At 68.4% G+C, this 20101-nt stretch carries 3 protein-coding genes; all 3 read right to left on the bottom strand.

Annotated elements, in window-relative coordinates; genetic code table 11:
* Positions 1 to 9 precede the first annotated feature (9 nt).
* The 3 genes from ACSQ3M_RS05350 to ACSQ3M_RS05360 are packed head-to-tail and all read right to left on the bottom strand — an operon-like array spanning position 10 to position 20008.
* Complete coding sequence (locus tag ACSQ3M_RS05350) at positions 10 to 1641, bottom strand: ShlB/FhaC/HecB family hemolysin secretion/activation protein (RefSeq protein ID WP_436149013.1); 1632 nt, start codon at positions 1639 to 1641, stop codon at positions 10 to 12.
* A complete protein-coding gene (locus ACSQ3M_RS05355) occupies positions 1638 to 19397 on the bottom strand; it encodes a leukotoxin LktA family filamentous adhesin (protein WP_436149014.1) in 17760 nt (5919 codons plus the stop codon). The genes ACSQ3M_RS05350 and ACSQ3M_RS05355 overlap by 4 nt, the downstream gene beginning before the upstream one ends.
* Positions 19398 to 19399: 2 nt before the next feature.
* Positions 19400 to 20008, bottom strand: coding sequence for an invasion associated locus B family protein (locus ACSQ3M_RS05360; protein WP_436149015.1), 609 nt, complete (start codon positions 20006 to 20008; stop codon positions 19400 to 19402).
* Between the last annotated feature and the right edge of the window lie 93 nt (positions 20009 to 20101).

A 20101-nucleotide genomic window follows, 5' to 3' on the forward strand; every position in this document is an offset into this window, starting at 1 on the left:
CAGAAAAGCTCAGATGCTCGCGCGCAAAGTGAGCCGGAAATAGAGTTCGACATCGCGCTGCGCAGGCGAGACGCGCTGGAGCGGCCGCCCGACGCCGCCTTCGAGCGATGCCCAGTCGAGTGGGCGCCAGATCAGGCCCGCGCCGACCGAGGTGGCGTGCGTCACCCGCGCGCCGTTGAGATACGTCTGGCCGTGATCGAGGAAGACGAAGCTCTCGAGCTTCAACGGTTCGGGCAGCGCGTAGTGCAGCTCCGCCTGGCCGTAGAAGCCCGAATTGCCGAAGGCACTACCGATCGGATAGCCGCGAACCGTCGTCGGGCCGCCGATCTGGAAGATCTGGTCGCCCGGCAATTGCGTTTCGGTCGTGTATTGCCCGGCGCCGACGAGCGAACCGTAGATGTCATCGGTGATGCGCCAGAGCGAGGCGCTGTTGCCGGTCCAGATCGTGTAGTTGCGCTTTGTACCGGACAGGGTGTCCTCGTGCGCCACCTGCGTCCAGTTCACGCTCGTGGAATGCGTGAGGTTCGGCAGGTTCACGGTCAGCAAGCCGCCAGCCGAGGTCTTGATGTAGTTGGTGTCGACCGTGGTGATGTCGAGGAGCTTGCTGCGGCCGCGCCCGCGGCCGAGTGCGCCCGTCGCTTGCAGCAGAATGGTGTCGGTGGCGAAGATGGGCTGCGAAAGCGTGAGCGCTCCGCTCTCGGATATGCCCTCGGGGCGCAGTTCACGGATCGCGCCGCCAACGATGCGATAGGCCGAACGCGTATAGGTCACACCGAGCCGCGTGCCCCAGGGCGAGACCGGGATCGTATAGCTGCTGCTGCCGAGGATGCTGCCGCGTGCCCGCGAGCCGTAGAGCACCAGCTTATCGTCGATCCCAAGCAGATTGTGGTGGCGAAGAAAGAGCGTGCCCTGATAACGCCCGGTCGAGAGCACGCCCTGATTGTCGTAGGATATCTGGGCGGTGTTGCGCAGCGGCTCGGTCAGCGAAAGCTCGACATCCGTCAGCCCGAAGGCCGCGCCTGCCGCAAGCTGGGCCCGGATCTGCAACTCATTGAGGCGGTTGAAGATCGAGACTTCGCGATTGAGCGCCGGCGCATCGACGACGTCGTTCTCAGCGATCGGCACCTGCGAGCGGACATACCAGGGCCAGGTCTGCACCGCGCCGCTGATGCCGACCTTTCCGACCCTGCCCTCGACGAGCTTGACCTTGAGAACGCCGCCGTCGAGCTTCTGCGGCGGCAGTACGGCGCTCGCCGTGATCTGGCCCTTCGCGGCATAGAGGTCGTTGACCTCTTGGACGAGCTTGCCGATCTCGGCGAGATCGACCCGCTTGCCGAGATAGCGGGCCCGGATGGCATCGAGCTCGGCCGGGCTGATGAACTTCGATGCGTCGAAGTCGACCCGCGTCAGCACCACGGTCGCGCCGCCGGCGGGAAATTCGAGCCGCGGCCCCGGCGTCGGCGCGACCACGCCCGGACCACGTTGACGAGGTGGTGCAGTCTGGCGCTCGATCTCGCGCCGCTGGCGCGCGGCCTCGTTCTCCAGGGTCTGCGGCAGGACCTGCGCAAGCGTGGGGCTCGCGGCGAAGCCAGCCGCGAGAGTCAGGACACAACCGACGGCGACGCGTCTTGCGCGGTTCAAGGCTGCTCCTCGAAGCCGGCGAGGTTGACGAGCGGCTTCGGCGGAGCGCCTGTGCTGGCGGTGGTGGCAGGCTCGTCGGAGCCAGCAGTGCTACGCCAGCGACCATCCGTGCCCAAGACGAAGCCGCGCGCGATCTCGCCGAAGGACGGCCCGCTCGACAATAGAGCGCCGAGCCGGGCCAGATCGCGGCCCAGATGCATCCCTTCCGGAGCATCGACGACGTCGGAGTCGAGTCCGACGATGAAGGCGCTCGTCGCCAGCCGCTTGCCGTTGACGGCCAACGAGAAGCCCCGATCCCTCTGATAGAGCTGGACATCATAGCCGGCCACCGGAGCAAGGCTGCGGTTGTTGGCGAAGATCGTCATGATCGGCGTTGCGACCCGCAGCGCCCCGGGGACGAAGGCTTCGGCGATCGCGAAATTATTCGAGGTCGTGGTGAGCATACCGTCGATGCTCTCGAAGCGGCCGATCTGGAAACGATCGGTATCGATGCGCAGGTCGACTGTCTGGGCGGTACGTTCGCGGAAGCCGGCAATGTCGAGCTTCAGCGGCAATCCCGCGCCAGTAGGAAGCTGCACGATGTCGGCGGCGATGCGCGTCCCCAGGATGACGATGCTGTCGCCCGCGCCGAACCGTCCGAGCTTGATCTCGTCGGCGCTGGCATTGGTGCTGCGCGCTGCGCCGGTTTCGATCGTTATCGAGCCATAGCCGCTGCGGCCGGCCTGCAGCACCAGCGCATCGCTGGCAACCACGAGCCTGCCGGCGATATTCTCATCGGCGGCGAGCGAGGCCGAGCGGCCAGCATCGAGGCGGTCGAAGACGATGCCGCGTGCCTGCAGGCCGATATCGCGCCCGCTGGTCAGCGTTCCGCTGCGGATCATACCGGCGGAGGACTGGAGCAGGATGTCCGTGCCGCTATGCACTGTGCCGAAGGAGAGATCGCCAGCGGCAGAGCCGGCCACCGTGCCGACGCCTTCGAGCAGGTCGACCCGGATATCACCGCGCTGGGAGATGAGCGAGATCGCGCCCGACCGCGCCCGCCCGGTGCCGAGCGAGAGGTTTTCGCCGGCCACAAGGGCAAGGTCCTGTTCGGCATCAAGGCTGCCAACTACGACTGAACCGCCCGCGGAGAGCCGCGCCGAAGCGCCGGCAACGAGCCGCGCGATCGATAGATCCGTTGCGGCCCGCAGCGTCGTCGTGCCAGCGGTATCGATGGTGGCGGCGGTGATGCCGGCGCGGATCGAGTTGGCCGAAAGATCGCCTGCCGTCGTCCTGGCGCTGATCAGCGTCACGGCATCGGAAGCGGACAAGATCGCGCTCGCGGCGCTCAGGGTATTGATGCCCAATGTCCCGCCATTGGCGGTGACGCTGGCCGTGCCGCCCGCAGTCAGGCCGCTCGTCACCGAGATCGAGGCGGCGGCAGTCAGGGTCGCGTCTTCGGCTGCATCGATGCTCGCCGCGGTGATGCCGGCACCGGTCGAGGTCATGGCGAGATCGCCTGCAGTGGTCCTCGCACTGCCGATTGCGATCGCCCCCGAAGCCGTCAGCGTCGAGGTCGCCCCGGCATTCAACTGATCGACAGCCAGGGCTCCGCCATTGGCCGAGAGATTGGCGCCGCGCCCGGCGCTCAACCCGTTCGTTACCGAGACCGAGGTCGCAGCCGCAAGGGTCGCGCTTCCGGCGGTATTGACGATCGCCGCAATGATCCCAGCGCCTGTCGACATGACAGAGAGGTCGCCCGCTGTCGTTCCGGCGCGCCCCAGCGTGATCGCCCCGGAAGCGGACAAGAACGAACTCGCCCCTGCGCTCAGCGTATCGATGGCAAGGCTCCCACCGCTGGCTGCGATGTTCGCCGCGCCGCCCGCCGTCAGGCCGTTCGTGACGGAAATCAAGGTTGCGGCAGTCAAAGTCGCGTCCGCGGCGACGTTGATAGTTGACGCCGTGATCCCCGCACCGCTCGAGTTGATGGACAAGTTGCCGACCGTCGTCGTCGCGGTGTCGAGCGTGATCGCGCCCGAAGCCGTCAGCGACGAACTCGCGCCGGCGCTCAGGCTGCCGAGGTCAAGCGTCCCGCCGCTGGCCGTGACGCTGGCCGCCCCGCCCGCCGTCACGCCGTTCGTCACCGAGATTGAGGTCGCAGCCGCAAGCGTTACGTCTTCGGCGGCGCTGATGCTGGCGGCGTTGATGCCCGCGCCGGTCGAGGTGACGGCCAGATCGCCCGCCGTCGTGGTCGCGCTGCCGAACGTGATCGTGCCCGAAGCGGTCAGCGACGAGTTCGCACCGGCGCTCAGGCTACCGAGGTCGAGCGTCCCGCCGCTGCCGGTGAGGTTGGCTCCACCACCTGCGGTCACGCCGTTGGTGACCGAGATCGAGGTCGCGGCGGCAAGCGTCGCGTCGTCGGCTGCATCGATGCTGGTGGCGCTGATGCCCGCGCCGGTCGAAGTGATGGAAAGATCACCTGCCGTCGTCGTGGCGCTGCCGAGCGTGACTGCGCCCGAGGCCGTCAGCGAGGAACTCGCGCCGGCGCTCAGGCTGCCGAGATCGAGTGCCCCGCCGCTGGCAGTGACGCTGGCCGCGCCGCCCGCGGTCACGCCGTTCGTCACAGAGACCGAGGTCGCGGCGGCAAGCGTCGCATCTTCGGCAACATCGATGCCGGTGGCGCTGATGCTGGCGCCACTTGAGGTGATTGCAAGGTCGCCGGCCGTTGTCGTCGCAGTGCCGAGCGTGATCGTGCCCGAGGCTGTCAGTGTCGAACTTGCGCCGGCGCTCAGGCTGCCAAGACCAAGCGTCCCACCGCTCGCGGTAACGCTGGCCGCGCCGCCCGCCGTCACGCCATTCGTCACCGAGACCGATGTCGCCGCCGTGAGCGTCGCATCTTCAGCGACGCTGACATTGGTGGCGGTGATGCCGGCGCCCGTCGATGTCACGGAAAGATCGCCCGCCGTGGTCGTGGCGGAGGTAATCGCGACGGCTCCGCTCGCCGAAAGAGTGCTGTCGCCGCCAGCCGTCAATGTTCCAAGCGTCAGGCTGCCATTGCTGGCCGAGAGCCGCACGCCCGAGCCGCTGACGACGGTGTCCAAGACAAGGTCGCCGCCACCGATCAGGACAGCCGCACCCGCATCTGCCGTAAGGCTGGTGACGTGAGTGGCGCCCGCCGTGGCAAGATGGACATCGCCATTCAAACTGCGCGCCGAGATCGTCGGAGCGGCGAAGCTCAGCGCCGCGTTCTGTGTACCAATGCCGTTGCCGGCATAGAGCGAAATCACTCCGCCCGCCTGGCGAGCATCGAGCAAGGGGCCGCTGTCGCCGTTGCCGGTGATCGCGCCGGTCGCGGTCAGCACGATCGAGGCGCCGCCAGCCGGTGCGGCAAGCGTGCTTGCAACCCGCCCAAGCACGATGGCGCTGTCGGACGCGAGGCTGACGCGACCGGTGGCGCTGACTTCCGCGCCGCTCGCCATGGTGATCCTGGCGCCGGTAAGCGAGACCGCTCCGGCGCTGGAGCGCGCACTGCGCAGGATGTCGATCTCGCCGTCGGCGACCAGGTTGAGGCCGTTGACGGCAGCAATGTCTCCAATGCGGAACGCCGATGGTGTCTGGCCCGAGACGGTCGGGCCGGAGAGCCAGGCGGAGCCGCCAACGGTAGCGGACACATCCCCCGTCGAGCCGACCCGCAGACCGAGCGCGGCGGTAGCCGACCCGACATTGCCGGTCGCGCTGAGCCGGATCGAGCTCGCCGAGATCGCGACACCCGGCAGATAGCCCTGAATGCCGCCGGCCCGTGCCGTCAATGAGGCGGTACCCGATGCGAAGATGCGGCCGATCTCGGCATTGCCGGCGTTGGCGACGAGGTAGGCATCGCCGGCGGCAGCCGAGGCCGAGACGAGCCTGCCGCCGATCTGGTAGGTCAGCGCCGTCGCGGCAGAGCCGATGCCGCCACCGCCTGCGACCAGGATCAGGTCGCCATTGGTCTGGATCTGGACCGGGTTGCGCGGCGTCGTGCCGTCGGCTTGCGTTCCGACGGCGATCCCCTGCGGCGCCTGCAGGCTGACCGTACCCGTTGCGGTGATGTGACCGATCGTCAGCGTGCCACCAGCCGAGTTCGGTGCCCCGGTCGACTGAACATAGACGTCGCCCTGCGCCGCGGCAGAGAAGGTCCCGGTCGCGTTGATGAAGAGCGGCGCGGTCTGCTTGACGTCGACGCGGATGAGCGTGACGCCGTTCGGGACATGGTTGAGATCGGTGACCTCGACGAGGCTGCCATCCTGCCTCTGTCCGATGAGCTTGACCGTGCCGGGCGTGGTGGCGACCGCGAGCGCGGCCAGCTGGGGGTTGGTGACCGAGCCATCGCGGATAGCCGCCAGCGCGACCTGCACGTCGGGCGCAAGCGAACCGATGCTGCCGGCGGTGTTGAGCGTGACGTCGTGGCCGATGACCAAGGCCCTGCCGTTGCCGACAACGCCGGGATCCGGCTGCAGCGCCGATGTGTTGATCGCCGAGACAAGCTGCCGCTCGGTCCAGACCGCGTCTCCTGCGATGCGGTTCGCAAGTCCCGGGGCGACATCGGCCGCGTTCGCGCTGAAACTGTAATTGCTCTCGAGCGTCGCCGGCTTGAAGCGAGCCTGGTCCGCCCATTCGCCGCCATAGGCGGACTCGAAAACGCCCGAATAGGCGGCGTAACGCCGCGCGGCATAGGCCGCGACTTCGTCAGTCCCAGCCGTGCGCCCGAGCTCGGCATCGGCGAAGGCTTGATAGAGCGGGATAGCGGCAGTGTTGAGTGTGAAGACGCGCTTGTCCGGCACCCCGTCATTGTTGGTGTCGACCAGGACGACGCTGCCGTTGCCGAGCAGCGCGGAATACTGCGCGTAGGTCTGCGTCACCTGCTTCTCGAATGCCGTGATGCTTGCCAAGGCCGCGGCATCGGCACCATCAGCCGCCGTGAGCTTCAGCGCACGCGAGACCTTCGAGAGCTGGTCGGCGCTCAGCGCCTGCGCTGCCGTCTGCCCCGTGGCCGAGACGAGCCTGCCGGCGGCGACGTCGATGCGGACGTCGCCCGCCCTGCTCTCGATCTGCCCGACGCGGAGATCGCCGGCGACCTGGGCGATGCCGATATCGCCGCGGGCCGAGAGGTTGACGACGCCATCGACATAGCTGCCGTTCGGCAGCTGCGTCGCGACCGCGCGCATCGTCATCAGGTTCGAGAGCGAGCCGATGCTGCCCTCGTCGCTCACCAGCGTGATGTTGCGACCGACGACATTCGTCGACCCCGTGGCCACGGCCTCGAGGCTGCCCGTGGCGCGCACATTGATGTTGCCGTAAGCACCCGGATTCTGGTCCGCGCGCAGGGCGATGACCCGGGCGCTGCCGGTGATGTCGATATTGATGCCGCCGCTGCCGGTCCTGGCGTCGAGCTGCGCGCCCGGGGTGAGGGTCGCCTGGATCGCCGCCGATTGCGTGCCGATCGAATCGCGCGCGGTCAGCGTCAGGTTGTTGCTGAGGATCGTGGCGTTCGCCACCTGGGTGAAGCTGCCACCCGAGGCGACGATCGTCGTCGTGCCACTCGGATTGACGATGTTGCCCTGCTGGATGACCGAGCTGTTCGAGGTGATGCTGACGCGGCCGGCTGCATTGCCGGCGAAGCTGACCGCGAACGGGTTGTCGGCCTTGACCGAGGCGGTGACCTGGACGAAGGCCCGGGTCGCGTAGTTGTAGGCCCACTGCGCCTGCGACGCCCCGGGCTGGGCGACGAAGTCGCGATCGCAATGGTTGATCGCCTGCCCGTTGCAGCCGCCATAGCTCGCCGGGTTGTGGATCATGTCGAGATGACCGCCGGTGATCTCTTGCGTCAGCCCGACATGAGTCAGGCTGGTGTCGTTCGTGAGCCGTCCCGACACCTGCGTCGCGCTCGGGGCCTGCACGTTGCGCGACCACCAGTTGACCCATTCCGATTCCCGGCCCGGATCGACGCTGGGCGACTGCGCATCGACATAGACCCAGGGGTTGCCCGACGTGCCGGAATCGAAGCGCCAGTAGACGCCCGGGATGTCGCGCTGATTGCGGTTCGCGACGGTCAGGCCTTCCTTCTGCAGGATAGCCTGCTGCGTCCACTCGTAGCGCGTGCCCGTGACGGGGTTGTAGCTCGTCGTATCGCCGGAGATGAAGGCGACAGGCGTCGAGGCACCGGCGCCGCTCAAGGTCGGCTGGGCGCCATTATGCGTCTTGTAGACCGCGATGCCGGAGCCAGGCGTGTAGGCGTAGACGGTGGTGTTCGCGCCGGAGGTGACGAGCCGGTCGACGATCGTGATCTTGCTGACACTGGCGTTCACCCCGGCTGCCGTGCCGGTGTTGATGCGGTTGACGACGAAATCGAGCCCGGACTGGTTGTTGACACTGACATCGCCGAAGCCGCCATTGATCTTGATACGGCCGAGCGTGTTCGTGCTGATGATCTGGCCGTCGAGCAGCACCGAGCCGCCGCCCGAGGAGGCGTTGACGTCGGCCATGACCAGCCGATCATTGACGAGGTCGTAGGAGACCGGAGCCGCGCCAGCGGCCGACCAGCCTCCGCCGAATATGCTGGCGAGGCTCACCGTCGTGTAGCCGGCATCGAGCCAGGATTGACGGGAACCGCGCAGGATGTCGCCGACGTTCCCGCCGATATTGCCCGACCAGTTGGTGATCCGTCCGGCCTCGATCGAGGCGTTGACGTTGATCGTCGTCGCCTTGATCGCGACCTGGGCGCCGTAGATCTGCGTGCCGCCGCCCTGCGCGACCGGATTGCTCTCCCGGTAGGTCGGGACCGTCGGAATGACCATGAACCGGATATTGTTGCCCATGTCATAGCCGCCGGTGCAGTTGAAACCGGAATCGGCGATGTAGCCGGCGCAATTGCCGAAGAACTGCAGCGAGTAATTGCGCGTCGCGCCCTCGCTCTGCCGGCCATACAGGAAGTAGTTCAGGTCCGTTGCACCCATGCCGGCGGCGAGCGCGTTGGCTGCGGCGATGACCGCTTCATCGGCGTTGAAGCTGGTCGAGCCGGGTCCCCCGCCCGGATAATAGATGTAGGAGCCGTACTCGGCCTGCGGCGAGGCGCCGGGCGTGTACATGCCGTTCGGCCCGTTCGACGAGACCGCGACTGCGCCGTTCGGCACGGTGGCGTTGAACTGCAGCGCGTCGATGCGCTGGCCGGAGAAGCCGAACGATCCCAGCGTATTGTTGATCGAGACCAGACCGCCGAGATTGGTGAGATCGCCGGCGATCAGCAGCGCCGGCCCGTTGCTGCTGGCGTCGAGCTGGCCGCCATAGGCGTTGTCGATGATGATCCGGGGTGTCGCGTCCGGATTGCTGTGGCGTGTCAGGGTGCCGCTCGCGCCGACGATCTGGCCACCGGTCGATTCCGGGATATAGGCGCCGTTGTCGAGCACCAGATAGGCGGCGCTGCGGTTGATCACAGTGATCGAGGGGCCGCCATTGGCGATGAGCGAGCCCGTGCCCTGGACCGTGCTGGCATTGACGAAGACGTTGCCGCCCGCCGCATAGAGCTGGCCGAGCCGCACCGCCTTGACCGGGCCTGCGCTGACACCGGAGATCAGCGTGCTCGCGACCGCGGCGTCATAGCGGGCATTGATGTAGGCAATGGGATCGAAGGCCGTCGTGTAGCTGGCGGTCACCGGCGCGCCACTGATGAAGCGGATCGTCGGGGTTTCATTCAACCCGCATTGCACCGAGGCGTTCACGCCGCAGCCGATCTCGATGCGCTGCGTGTTGTAGATGCCGGCCGTCGCGGTGCCGTTCATCACGAGTGTCGAGGTCGAGGACCGGCCCGGGCTGCTCGAGCCGGAGGTGACCGGAATGAAATAGAGCTGGTAGCCGTGGCCGGTGCCGTCGGCATCGGCGTCGAGAACACCGTCATAGGCGCCGAGCGTGACGTTCTGGGCGCTGGAGATCGTGGTGCCGCTGCCAACCTCGACGCGGGCATGGTTCTGCAGGTTGGTCGAGGCGTCGGCGTCGGGAACGGCGATGAGGCCGCGGACATAGCCGAGCGCAGTCGCCGTGCCGGAGAGCCTGTTCGTCCGCAGCCCAGAGCCGTCGCGACCGGCGGTCACGTTGACGTCGTAGAGGCCGAGCAACTCGGAGTTCGTGCCGATCAGCACATTGTTGTCGGTGCGGATGGTGACATCGGCGTCGGCGAGCCCAACGCTGGCTAGCCCATAGGTGCTGACATAGGCGTTCGCCCTGACATCGGCGATCGTATAGGTGCCGATATTGATGACGCCGAAGGAGTTCAGGACGACGTTGTTGCCGAGCGTCACCGTGTTGTCGACATCGGCACGATAGCGCGCCGACACACCCGCGCCCTGCAGAAGGCCGCCGGTGGTCAGCGTCGCGGTGTCGTTCCCCGTCAACTCCGTCCAGGCCTGCACCAGGATCGGCCCGGGTGCCGCCGTCGGACTGGTCCCGGCGATCAGGATGGCGCCGTTGCCGAGCGTCACCTGAGAGGTGCCGTCGATCTCGGTTTTCGAGGTCGCACCGGCGCCGTTGATGCCGCCGCCGGCGGCCGCGCGCACGGAATCGCCGAGCTCGAGCTGGGTAAACGCATTGCGGCTGGTCAGCGAGATCGCCTGCAGGCAGCTCGTCAGATAGCAGCCGGCCGTGCCTGGCCCAGCAGCGGTGATCCGGACGCCGGCACCCAGCGAGACCAGCACGTCGACATTGGCGCTGTTGCGGGCGAGCGCGGCGCTGGCGCCCAGCGCCGTGGCCTGCAGGCTGTCGACCAGCGCGGCATAGCGCGCGGCGTGGCTGGCGCCGATCGTCGCGAGCCCGGTCTGGATCACTGCATTGGCGCCGATCGAGACAGTCACATCCGAGGTGTTGGAGGTCGAGCCGGTCGCGCCGGAGCCCGCATAGAGGCCACCGCCGGTGCCGGCCTCCGTATGCACGATCTGCGTATCCTCGCCGCCCGCGGTTAGGGTGAACCTGCCGGTACCGCTCCCGACCATGGTGGACGAGGCGCCAAGCGAGGCCGTCGTCGTCGTAGCGGCATCGGCCTGGGCGTTGACGGCGCCGATGGCCCCCGTCCCGCCGACGGTGATGCCAGTCGCCTTGGCGGCCTGGAGCGTGGTGTTCGTCGCGGTGATGGTCACCGTGCCGGACGGCAGGCGGACATAGTCGCCGACCGAAGCCGTCACCGAGCTGGTGTTGCGCGCCCGCGCATCGGTGCCGGTGGCGCTGACATAATAGGAGCCCGAGCCGGCAACCGCCGAGGCGGCGGCGGAGTAGCCGCCGCGCGCGAAGCCGGAGGTCGAATCCGCCAGCCTGACGGCGTCGCCGGCAGCCGTGCCGAACACCGAGCCGGTCGCTGCGACCGAGAGGAGGCCGGCGGTGAACTGGCTCGCGATCAGGCTGGCATTGCCCTCGATCGCTGCGAGCACCTGCGTGCCGACAGTGGCGTTGGCGACGGCGACGCCGACCGCAAGGCCGCCGCCAACCGCGACGCCGAAGGCTGCTGCCTTCGCATCGGGCGATGCCGTCGCCGTGACGCTGATCGTGCCGGTTCCGACATTCGCCCTGGCGCCGGCACCGATCACCGCGGAGACGTGGGAACTGTCGGTCGCATTCGCCGCCGCGCCCGAGCCGGCCACGAGCAGGCCGCCGACGCCGGCGACGGCCGCTGCATGGGCCGCGCCGGTGCTTTGCGCGCCGATGGTGAGTCCGGTTCCGGTGAGGCTCGAGCCATTGGCATATCGCGCCGCGACGGTGCTCTCGGCGCTGCTCGTCGCGAGCGAGACACCGAGTGCCAGACCGCCCGCCACCGTGGCGCCAAACGCGTCCGACCGGCTGGTCTGGCTGTTTCTTGCATTGACGCTCGTCGCGCCGGTCACCGTCAGCGTGCCACCGAGCGTCGCCGTGACCTGGTTGGAGATCGCACCATCGGCCACCGCAGCGCCGGCCGCGGCGGCAAGGCCGCCGGCTCCCGCAGTCGCTTCGACCCGGGCGGCGGAGCCCGTCCCGTCAGTCGAGTTCGCGGTCACCGCGATGGAGCCGGTGGTCACGCTGATCTGGTCGAGACGCGCCGAGACCTTGTCGCCGATATCGGTATAGGCGGTCGCCGCGCCGACGCCGCCGCCGCCCACCCCGACACCATCAGCGGTATTGGTCGTCTTCGTCCGCGACAGCGCCGCTACGGAGACGGACCCGCTCGCGATGCTGCCGCCACTGACGCTGGCGGTGGTGGCGGAGCCGGCACTTTCAAGCAGGGCAGCAGCACTCTGCGCCGCCGGAGCCGCGATGCGGCTGCGATTGCCGGTGAAGAAGCCGTATTGCTGGGCGGCGTGGTTCCGTATCTCGGCATCGGTCGCCGTACGGCCAAGGCTGGCGTTGGCTTCGGCCCGATAGGTTTCGAGACCAGCCGTGGACAAGGTCAGGACACCGCCACTGACGGCGCCGTTGGCGAGCAGGCGGGCATAGGCGTCGTTGGCGGCGCTGCGGACCTGGTCGTCGCTCGCGCCCGGCGGCGTCGCGACCACCTGCGAACGGTAGGTGCTGAGGCCGGTGTCGCTGAGGAGATAGCTGACCGCGCCGCCGCTGAAGGCCGTATAACGCGTCGCCGCCCAGCTGCGAACCTGCGCGTCGGATGGATTGGTGATACCGAGCGCCGTCGCTGCGTTGCTGCGCAGCGCCGTGACACCCGCATCGGTCAACGTATACGCGCCGCCGGAGACAGTGCCGTTGGCCAGCAGCAGATTGTAGTCGGTCCGCGCGGCTTCGCGCAGCTCGCTCTCGCTCATTCCCACGCCGGCGGCGCCGCGATAGCTGCGATAGCTGGCGAGCCCGGCGGTGCTCAGGACAAGATCGGCATTGCCGGCGGTGAGCTGGCCGATGCGGGACAGCGTCCCGCTGCCGCCGGCCATGAGCTCTCCCGATGCGCCCGAGGGCATGCCAGTGCCGACCGAGATCAGCGCGACTGCCGCCCCGATGCCGGCCGAACCGCCGACACCATAGGTCACGGTCAGCGCGGTGACATCGCGCTCGGAGGTGGCGGAGGCCGAAACCGTGCCCGGCGCAACCAGGGTCGAGCCCTGGATATCGGCCTGAACAAGGCCGTCCAGGCTGGCAATGTTGGCGCCTGCGCCGGCACCGATAGCGCCGGTCGCACCGGCGGCCGTCGTCGGTGTGATACTGGTCGCCTCATGAGCGGTAACGCTGATGCCGGCCGCGCTGGTGACGCCGCCGACGGTCTGCGTCGCGCCCGGCTGGATCGTGACCCGGGCGCCGTAAAGTCCAGCGCGCGTCTCATTGTCGACATCGACGAAGCTGACCATGCCGGCGACACCGGCGAAGCCGCCCGCCGCGCCGCCCGAAGCGAGCGTGGTGAAGGCATTGCGGCTGGTCGCAGCGACGGCGATGCCGCCATTGAGGTTGAGCACGGTCTGGCCGGAGCCACCGCCGATCGTCGCTAATGTCGCATTGCGGCTGGTGCCGACGATGAAGGCGCTGCCGACACCGACGCCGCCGGCCACGGCGGCGACGGTCCGGGCGTAGAAGCCGCTGCGACCATCAGCGGTGACGCCGACCCGTCCGGCCGTGACCAGGCCTTGATCCAGCGAAGCGCTCGTCAGCGCCTCGAATCTGTTGACGATGCCCATCGCCGCCGCGCCGCCGAGGCCGAGGGCAAAGCCGATCACATTGCTCGCCGCCGATTGCGAAGAGGTCGCGGCGATGTCGAGCGCGCCGACGCCGGGGCCGGTGTAGCCGGGGGTCGTCGTACCGGTGGTCGAACGCGTCAGCGCGGCCTTCGTGCTGCGCTCCATCAGGTTGCTGGCATTGGCGCCGCTGGCGGCGACGCCGCCGATCGCACCGACTGTGATGAAGGTCGCGGCATAGGAGTGGCTGGCGGCCTCGACGGCGACCGCAGTGCTGTCCGTACCGGTCAGGCGGGTGTCGACCTGGCTGGAATCGATCGTGGCGCTCGTGCTGCCGCCGAGCACGTTGCGGATCGGCACGATCGCGACCGCGCCCGAGATCGGGAAGCCAGCAACGCCGCCGGTGACCGCATTCGCCAGCACCGATTGCTGCGAGGTCGCGATGACGCCAAGCCCATGGACACTGCGCGCCGTCATCGCCAGCGACGGCTGTGCCGCGCTCGGGCCGTTGGCCGTGCCCAGGTCGAAAGCGTTGAGAAGCTGGCCGGCATCATAGCTCAGCGAGCCGGTGCCGCCGGCGCGCGCATCGACGCTGCTGCTTGCAATCGCAGCGGTGGTGTCACCACCGATCGTGTTGTTGACGACGGAGACGCCGCCCGCGACGCTGGGCGCTCCGACCGTGGCGCCCAGCGCGCCGGCCGAGACCGTGATCCGGTCGGTATTCGCAGCGAAGACGCCGAGATTGTTGCCGGCGATGATATCGGCGCCGGTGATCGTCGCACCGACATCAGTGGCGACGCTGTTGTTGGCGACCGAGCCGGCGAGGCCGACATTGCGCGACATGGCAAGGCCGATGGCGATCGTGTCGATCGTCGCGGTCGAGCCGGCAGTCAGCACAACGTCGCGAGTTGCGCGAATCTGCGTCCCCTCGATCTCCGCCGCGACGTCGTTGGCGATGCTGCTCTCGACGATCGACAGGCCAGCGGCCGCGGCGCCAATGCCGATGCCGAGCGAGCCGGCGCTGCCGCGGATCGTCGAGGAGGCCTGCGCCTGGACCGCAACGTCGCGGCTCATGATGCTGCCGCCGCTGATACGGGCGGTGACGACGGCGTCGATCGTCTGCTGCGCAACCGAGGCGACGCCGGCGAACTGGCCGGTCGCAACACCGAGGCCGACCGCCACCGAGGTGATCAGCGAACCGTCCTGCGCACGCACAGTGACGCCGGTCGAGCTCGTCAGGTCGACGTTCTCGATGAGCGCGATGTGAGACTGGCTGATCGTGTTGCTGAGGAAGGAGGAGCCGATATTGTTCTTGCCGGCCTGGACCGCGCCAGCAATGGCGAGGATCGAGGCACCGATGGGGTTCGCGGCCTGGTTCGCATTCGTGGCGCTGCCGGTGAAGTCGATCTGGCCCGGGTCGGTGTTGGCGAGCCGGCTATCCATTGCTGCGTCGAGCGTGCCGTCCTTGCCGCTATCGGCGACCACGAGGACATCGCCGTCCATCGCGATGCGCGACGGGGCGCCCGAACCATCCGTGATGGCCGCGCGCGTCGTCGGGCTGATCTCGGTGATGACGATGGCGCCGGCCAGGCCGTTCGAATCGGGGCCGCCGCCGCCGGCGATGGCGCTCGACACGATGCGGCTCGAGGTCCGTGCCGCGACAGTCAGCTTGTCGACCGCCGAGAGGGACGTATCCGTGATCAGCGCGGCCACAGCGTCGCGGCCGGAGGGGTCGCCAATCGAGACATAGGTGAGCGCCACGCCGAGGCCGGCCTGCGCGCCGAAATAGGCGGCGCCGCCGCCAATGCCGATATCCGTGGCGCGATAGGCGTTGACCAGCACGTCGTTGCCGGACGACGCCCCGGAGATGCCGTTGATCGCCGAATTGCGGATCTGGGCGCTGACGCTGTCGGTGATGATGCCGATTGCGGCCGAGACGGCGGCCGCACCGCTGTTGGCGCGAGCCGCGGCGATGCTGACGCCGACCACGGTCTGGCGCCCGCCGGCCAGCGCCTGCACGATGGTGTCGCCCGCCCCGGTGATGGTCGTGCCGGTGATGCGGGCGTCGGTGCTGTTGTCGAAGAGGCCGATCGCGACCGCGCCCGAGAGCGCGCCGCTGAGCGGGCTCGAGGCACCGGTCAGGTTGAGGGCCGCCGAGCCGGACGCAACCTCCGCGACCATGGCGTTCGTCGCGGCGACATCGGTGATGACCGCGCCGCCGGCCTTGGCGACGACGACCGCGCCATCGATCCAGGCGGAGGTGCCCAGCGTCGTCGTGGCGACGGCGGCGCTGCCGGCCGCGGTCAGGCTGATGCCGCTGCCGGCGCCGGAGCGCAGCACCGCCGCATCGGTCTTGCCCTGGGCGGCGATGCCCTTGAAGAAGCTGAGCTTCGAGGCGTTGGGATCGGAGATCGCCGCGGCGATCGAGGCGACGGTGATGCGCCCGTCCGTCACCGCTTCGACATCGAGCGAGCGGGTGGTGATGAGCCCTCGTGCGTAGCCGCTGCCCAGCCGATTATCGGACAGATCGGCGGAGTTGTCGCCGATATAGGCCCGCGTCACCCCTGCCGTATCGAGCGCCGCGACCGAGACGCCGATCGCGTTGGCGCCGCCGTAAGTGACGGCACCGGTCAGCGCGAAAAGCGAGACGAACTGGCGGGCCGTGACATCGATCGAGGTGACGTCGATCGTCGCCTGGTTGCTGATCGAAGCAAGCGTATGATTGTCGATGCCGACCAGCACGACCATGCCGTTGGCGGCGAAGGCACCGGCAGCCTTGCCCGAGGTCGGCGCGAGCACGAAGATCTTGTCTTCGGTCTTCGCTGTGACCGCGAGTTCGAGCGCGGTGATCGTGACCCCGGCGCCGACCGCCGCGACGGTTCGGCTCTCGCGCTGCAGATCGGCAAAGCCGCCGCCCACTGCCGAGCCGGCGCCGCCGGAGGTGCCGGTCCCGGAGAAGATGCCGTAATTGCCGGCGACGTCGATCGTTTCCGTCTTCGTGCTGGCGGCGACCGTGACGGCCTTGTCGAAGCTCTGCAACACGCCAGTGCCGAGCGCGATGTCCCAGGAGCCGAGGCCGCTGTTCTGGCGCAAGATCGCGCCGGGGCCGATATAGGCCTCGGTCTGGTTGGCGATCTTGTAGTAGTCGACGGCGCCGGCGAGGCCGAGCTGGCTCGATTCCGCCGTGGCGCTGGCATAGCTGGTCAGGATGTTGCCGGCGACGCCGAAGGTGCCGTTCAGATGCGAGAGCGTCTCGCCGAAGCCACCCCAATCGGTCCAGGTGTTGGAGATCGGCACTGCCGTCGTCGCGGAGACGCCGATGCGATTGGCGTCGAGCGTGACGCCGGCACCGATCGAGGCCCGCGAGGTATGGCGGAAGTCGCCGTAGACCACCGCCGCGGACATAGCGACCGTCGCCTCCGGATTGACGGCCGTCGGGTCCTTCGAATTCGAGCTGAGGCCGGCATCGGCCGCGGCGCGCAGGGCGAAATCACGGACATCGCTGACCACGGCTGCCTTGGTCGCGTAGATCGTCGGGGCCGTGCCACCGGCATCGGCCGCGATCGAGGCGATCGCCGAGAGATCACTCTTCGCCAAAGTGAGCGTGCTGCCGAACTTGCCGATCTCGCGCGAACCGAGCCGGGAGGTCAGCGGCGCGAAGAGCGTCTCCATCGCATTGGCGACCTGGAGCGACTCGATGATCAGATTCTGCCCGAGCGTCACCGCCGAGGCGGTCGCGTTCTTGCTGTTGTTCGAGATCGCCTCGACCGTGACGTTGCCGATCCGGCCGCTGCTCGAGCCGAGCGAGGCTCCGAGCCTCGCCTCGGCACTCGCCTTGGTGTCGGAATAGGCGACGGACAGGCCGACCATGCCGCCGCTGATCGACATCGCCGTGGCCGAGGTCGAGAACGCGTTCTCGTTGATCGCCGAGACCCGGACATTGCTCGCCGAGGACGAGACCGTGACAGTCGCCCCGGAGCTGACGATCGCCTTGGTCTCGATGTCCGTGGTGCCGACCGCGACGGCGAAGGCGGCCAGGGTCTGCCCGGCTGACGCCGCGAGCGCCGTCGCCCCCAAAGTCGCCTCGTTCTTCGCCTCGACCGTCAGGTTGCGGCCGATCGTCAGCGACGCTCCCGACTCGACCTCGGCGGTCACCCGCGCCTTGAGGTCGGCATAAGTCACTGCGGCCGCCAACGGCGACACCGCTGTGACCGAGATGGCCGGCAATGTCGCTTCCTGCGTCCCGGTCGCGCTGATGACGATGTCGCGCGTCGCGGTGATCGAAGCGCCGTTCTTGACCGAAACGCGGGCGGTGATGTCGCTGGCGACATAGCCGCCATTGAGACCGGTCAGGAGGGACAGGTTCGTCAGCCCGGCGAACAGCGCGAGGCCCGGGCCGGGATTGATGAAGGAGGAGATGCCGGTCGCATCCGCCAGGAGCTTGACGTCGCGCCCGGTGATCGTGCCGCTGACGTCGATCGTCGCCTCGGCCGTCGCCTTGCCGGAATTGCGCGTGTCGGAGGCGCTCGCGGTCAGCGTGACGTCGCCGGCTGTATAGAAGCTGCCGGCGCTGACGCCGGCCAGCAGCTGACCGGCGACGTTGATCTGCCGCGCCTCCAGCGTGATGCTGCCGGAGTTGCCGAGCGAGGGGTTCGCAACCGAAAGCGCCCCGCCATTGGCAGAGCGGTTGAAGTTACGGGTATCGATGATCCCGTCGCCGAGGATGGTGATGGTGTTGGTCGCCTGCAACGACACGTTCGTGCCGTTGGTGATCATGTTGGCGCTGCCGCCGGTCCCGATCACGATATCGGTCGGGTCGATATAGAGCAGGCCGGCCTTGCCGTTGCGGGCCGAGAGGTCGACGTCGACGGCACCGAGCCTGACGGTCTGCCTGGCGCTGAGCTCGAGGAAGCCGCCATCGCCGCTCGTCCCCGCCACCCCGCGGAACACGGCGCCGGATGCGACATCGAGATTGGTGCCGGCGAAGACGATCGCCGAGCCGGCCTTGCCGACCGTATCGCGGGCCGCGCTGACGTCGATCGTGGCGCCACGGGCGATCGTGATCGCGGCGTCCGAGGTGATCGAGACCTTGCCGCCATCCGCGGTATTCACAGGGGTATATGGAGCCGTGCCGGCCGGGACGGGAGCCGGCGCAGTGCCCGTGGCCGTGATCTTCGCCGTCTGCGCGATCGTGGTGCCCCTGCCCGAGCGGACAGTGACGGTGCCGGCGGCACGCCGTGCCGTGGCGTTGGCACTGAGCTGACCAGAGACAACGACAGTGCCGGCGGCGACGATCTCGATACCACCGCCCTTGCGCGCGACCATGCCCGCGCCATGGCGGAGGCCAGCCGTGTTGACGCTCTGCGAAAAGGCAGTGCGGTGCCGCTCGCGGCGCTCGGCAATGTCGACCGGAGCAGCGTTCGTCTTGATCTGCCCGGCGACGCTGACGGAATGGCCGTTCAGCAACACGCCGCGACGCGCATTGATGGCGCCGTCGATGGTGATCTTGCCGTCGGGCGAGATCGGGACATCGTTCGCCTTGAGCCTGGCGGCCATGGTCTCGTTGACGGTGCCGTCCGGGCCGATCACCTGGTCGAGGAACTCACGTGTCGGCGTATTGACTGTCAGCCGGCCGGTGTTGATGACGCCGCTCGGGCCGACGGTGAAGCCGGCCGAATCCGAGAAGTAGACATGGCCACCGATCTGGCCGTTCCGGTAGGAATTCAGGATGCCGTTGATGACCACCGGCCCATCGCGAACGATGTTGACCAGCACGCCGGTGTTCTGCGGCAAGTGCATGTTGACGGTCGAGCCGGCGCCCTGCTCGAAGCGCGAGAACGAGTTGTAGCCGGCGCCGCCGGAGATCGTCTTCGTCGTGATCGTGGTCGTGCTGCCGCTGACCGCGACATTGGTCTGCGTGCGTCCGTCCGGCGTGATAACGTTCTGGGCGAAGGCGGGCGCGTTCCAGAGCGCGAGCGCCATCGCCTGCCCGACGAGGCAACGCTGCCGCAAGGCGGCGAGAACGGAGCGACGCTCGCTCGGAGCCGCAACGTAGCGCAACACCGCCCCGTCCGTGCGGGTGGCGGTCTGTGAACGAGCGTCGCGGCGCCTGGCCATGGTCAGAGCCGTTCCTTGGCGAGGGCCTCGACAGCCTGGTCGAGGCCGCGGGTCGACAATGGCAAGGCAAGGTCACGCCCGGCGGCATCCTTGAAGACGATCCGGCCCGGCTCGCTCGCCTTGCGCCACTGCTTGACCACCTCATCGCCAAGCGCCGCATCGGCGAAGCATCCGCTCGGAATGCAGCGCCGCCAGCCGAGCTCGAGCGGCTTTGCGTCCTTCTCGCCGATGGCAATCTGCACGACGCTGGGAAAGGAGATGCTGATCGGCATCACGGCCGTGACCCGCAGCGGCTCCCCGGCGGCGGCCCGGCCGATAGCGACCTGGGCGATCGGGGCCTGCTGCCCCTGGCTCTGCAGGACTTGCGCGACCTCGCAGATGCGGGCCGACTTGGGATTGTCCGAGACGCGCTGGCAGCGCAGCGTCCAGTCACCAAAGCTCGCCGTGGTGCTGCTGGGCTCCGTCGACACCGGCTGAACGGCGGGCGTCGACGACGGAGCTGGCTGACTGGCAGTTTTCGGAGCCGTCGACTGCGCGATGGCGGAACCCGCGCCCATGGCGAGAGCCATGCCCAGCACCGCTGGACCGAACAATGTGTGCACTGCTGTCACGCCCCCACCCCAATCATGCCGCCGGCGCCTCGCCCCCGCGATAGCTCCTCACACCGACGGGTCGCCCGACCAGTTCATCCGCAATGTCCTGTC

The organism is Allobosea sp. LjRoot90 (assembly GCF_964254315.1).
In the GTDB taxonomy this organism is placed as follows: Bacteria; Pseudomonadota; Alphaproteobacteria; order Rhizobiales; family Beijerinckiaceae; genus Allobosea.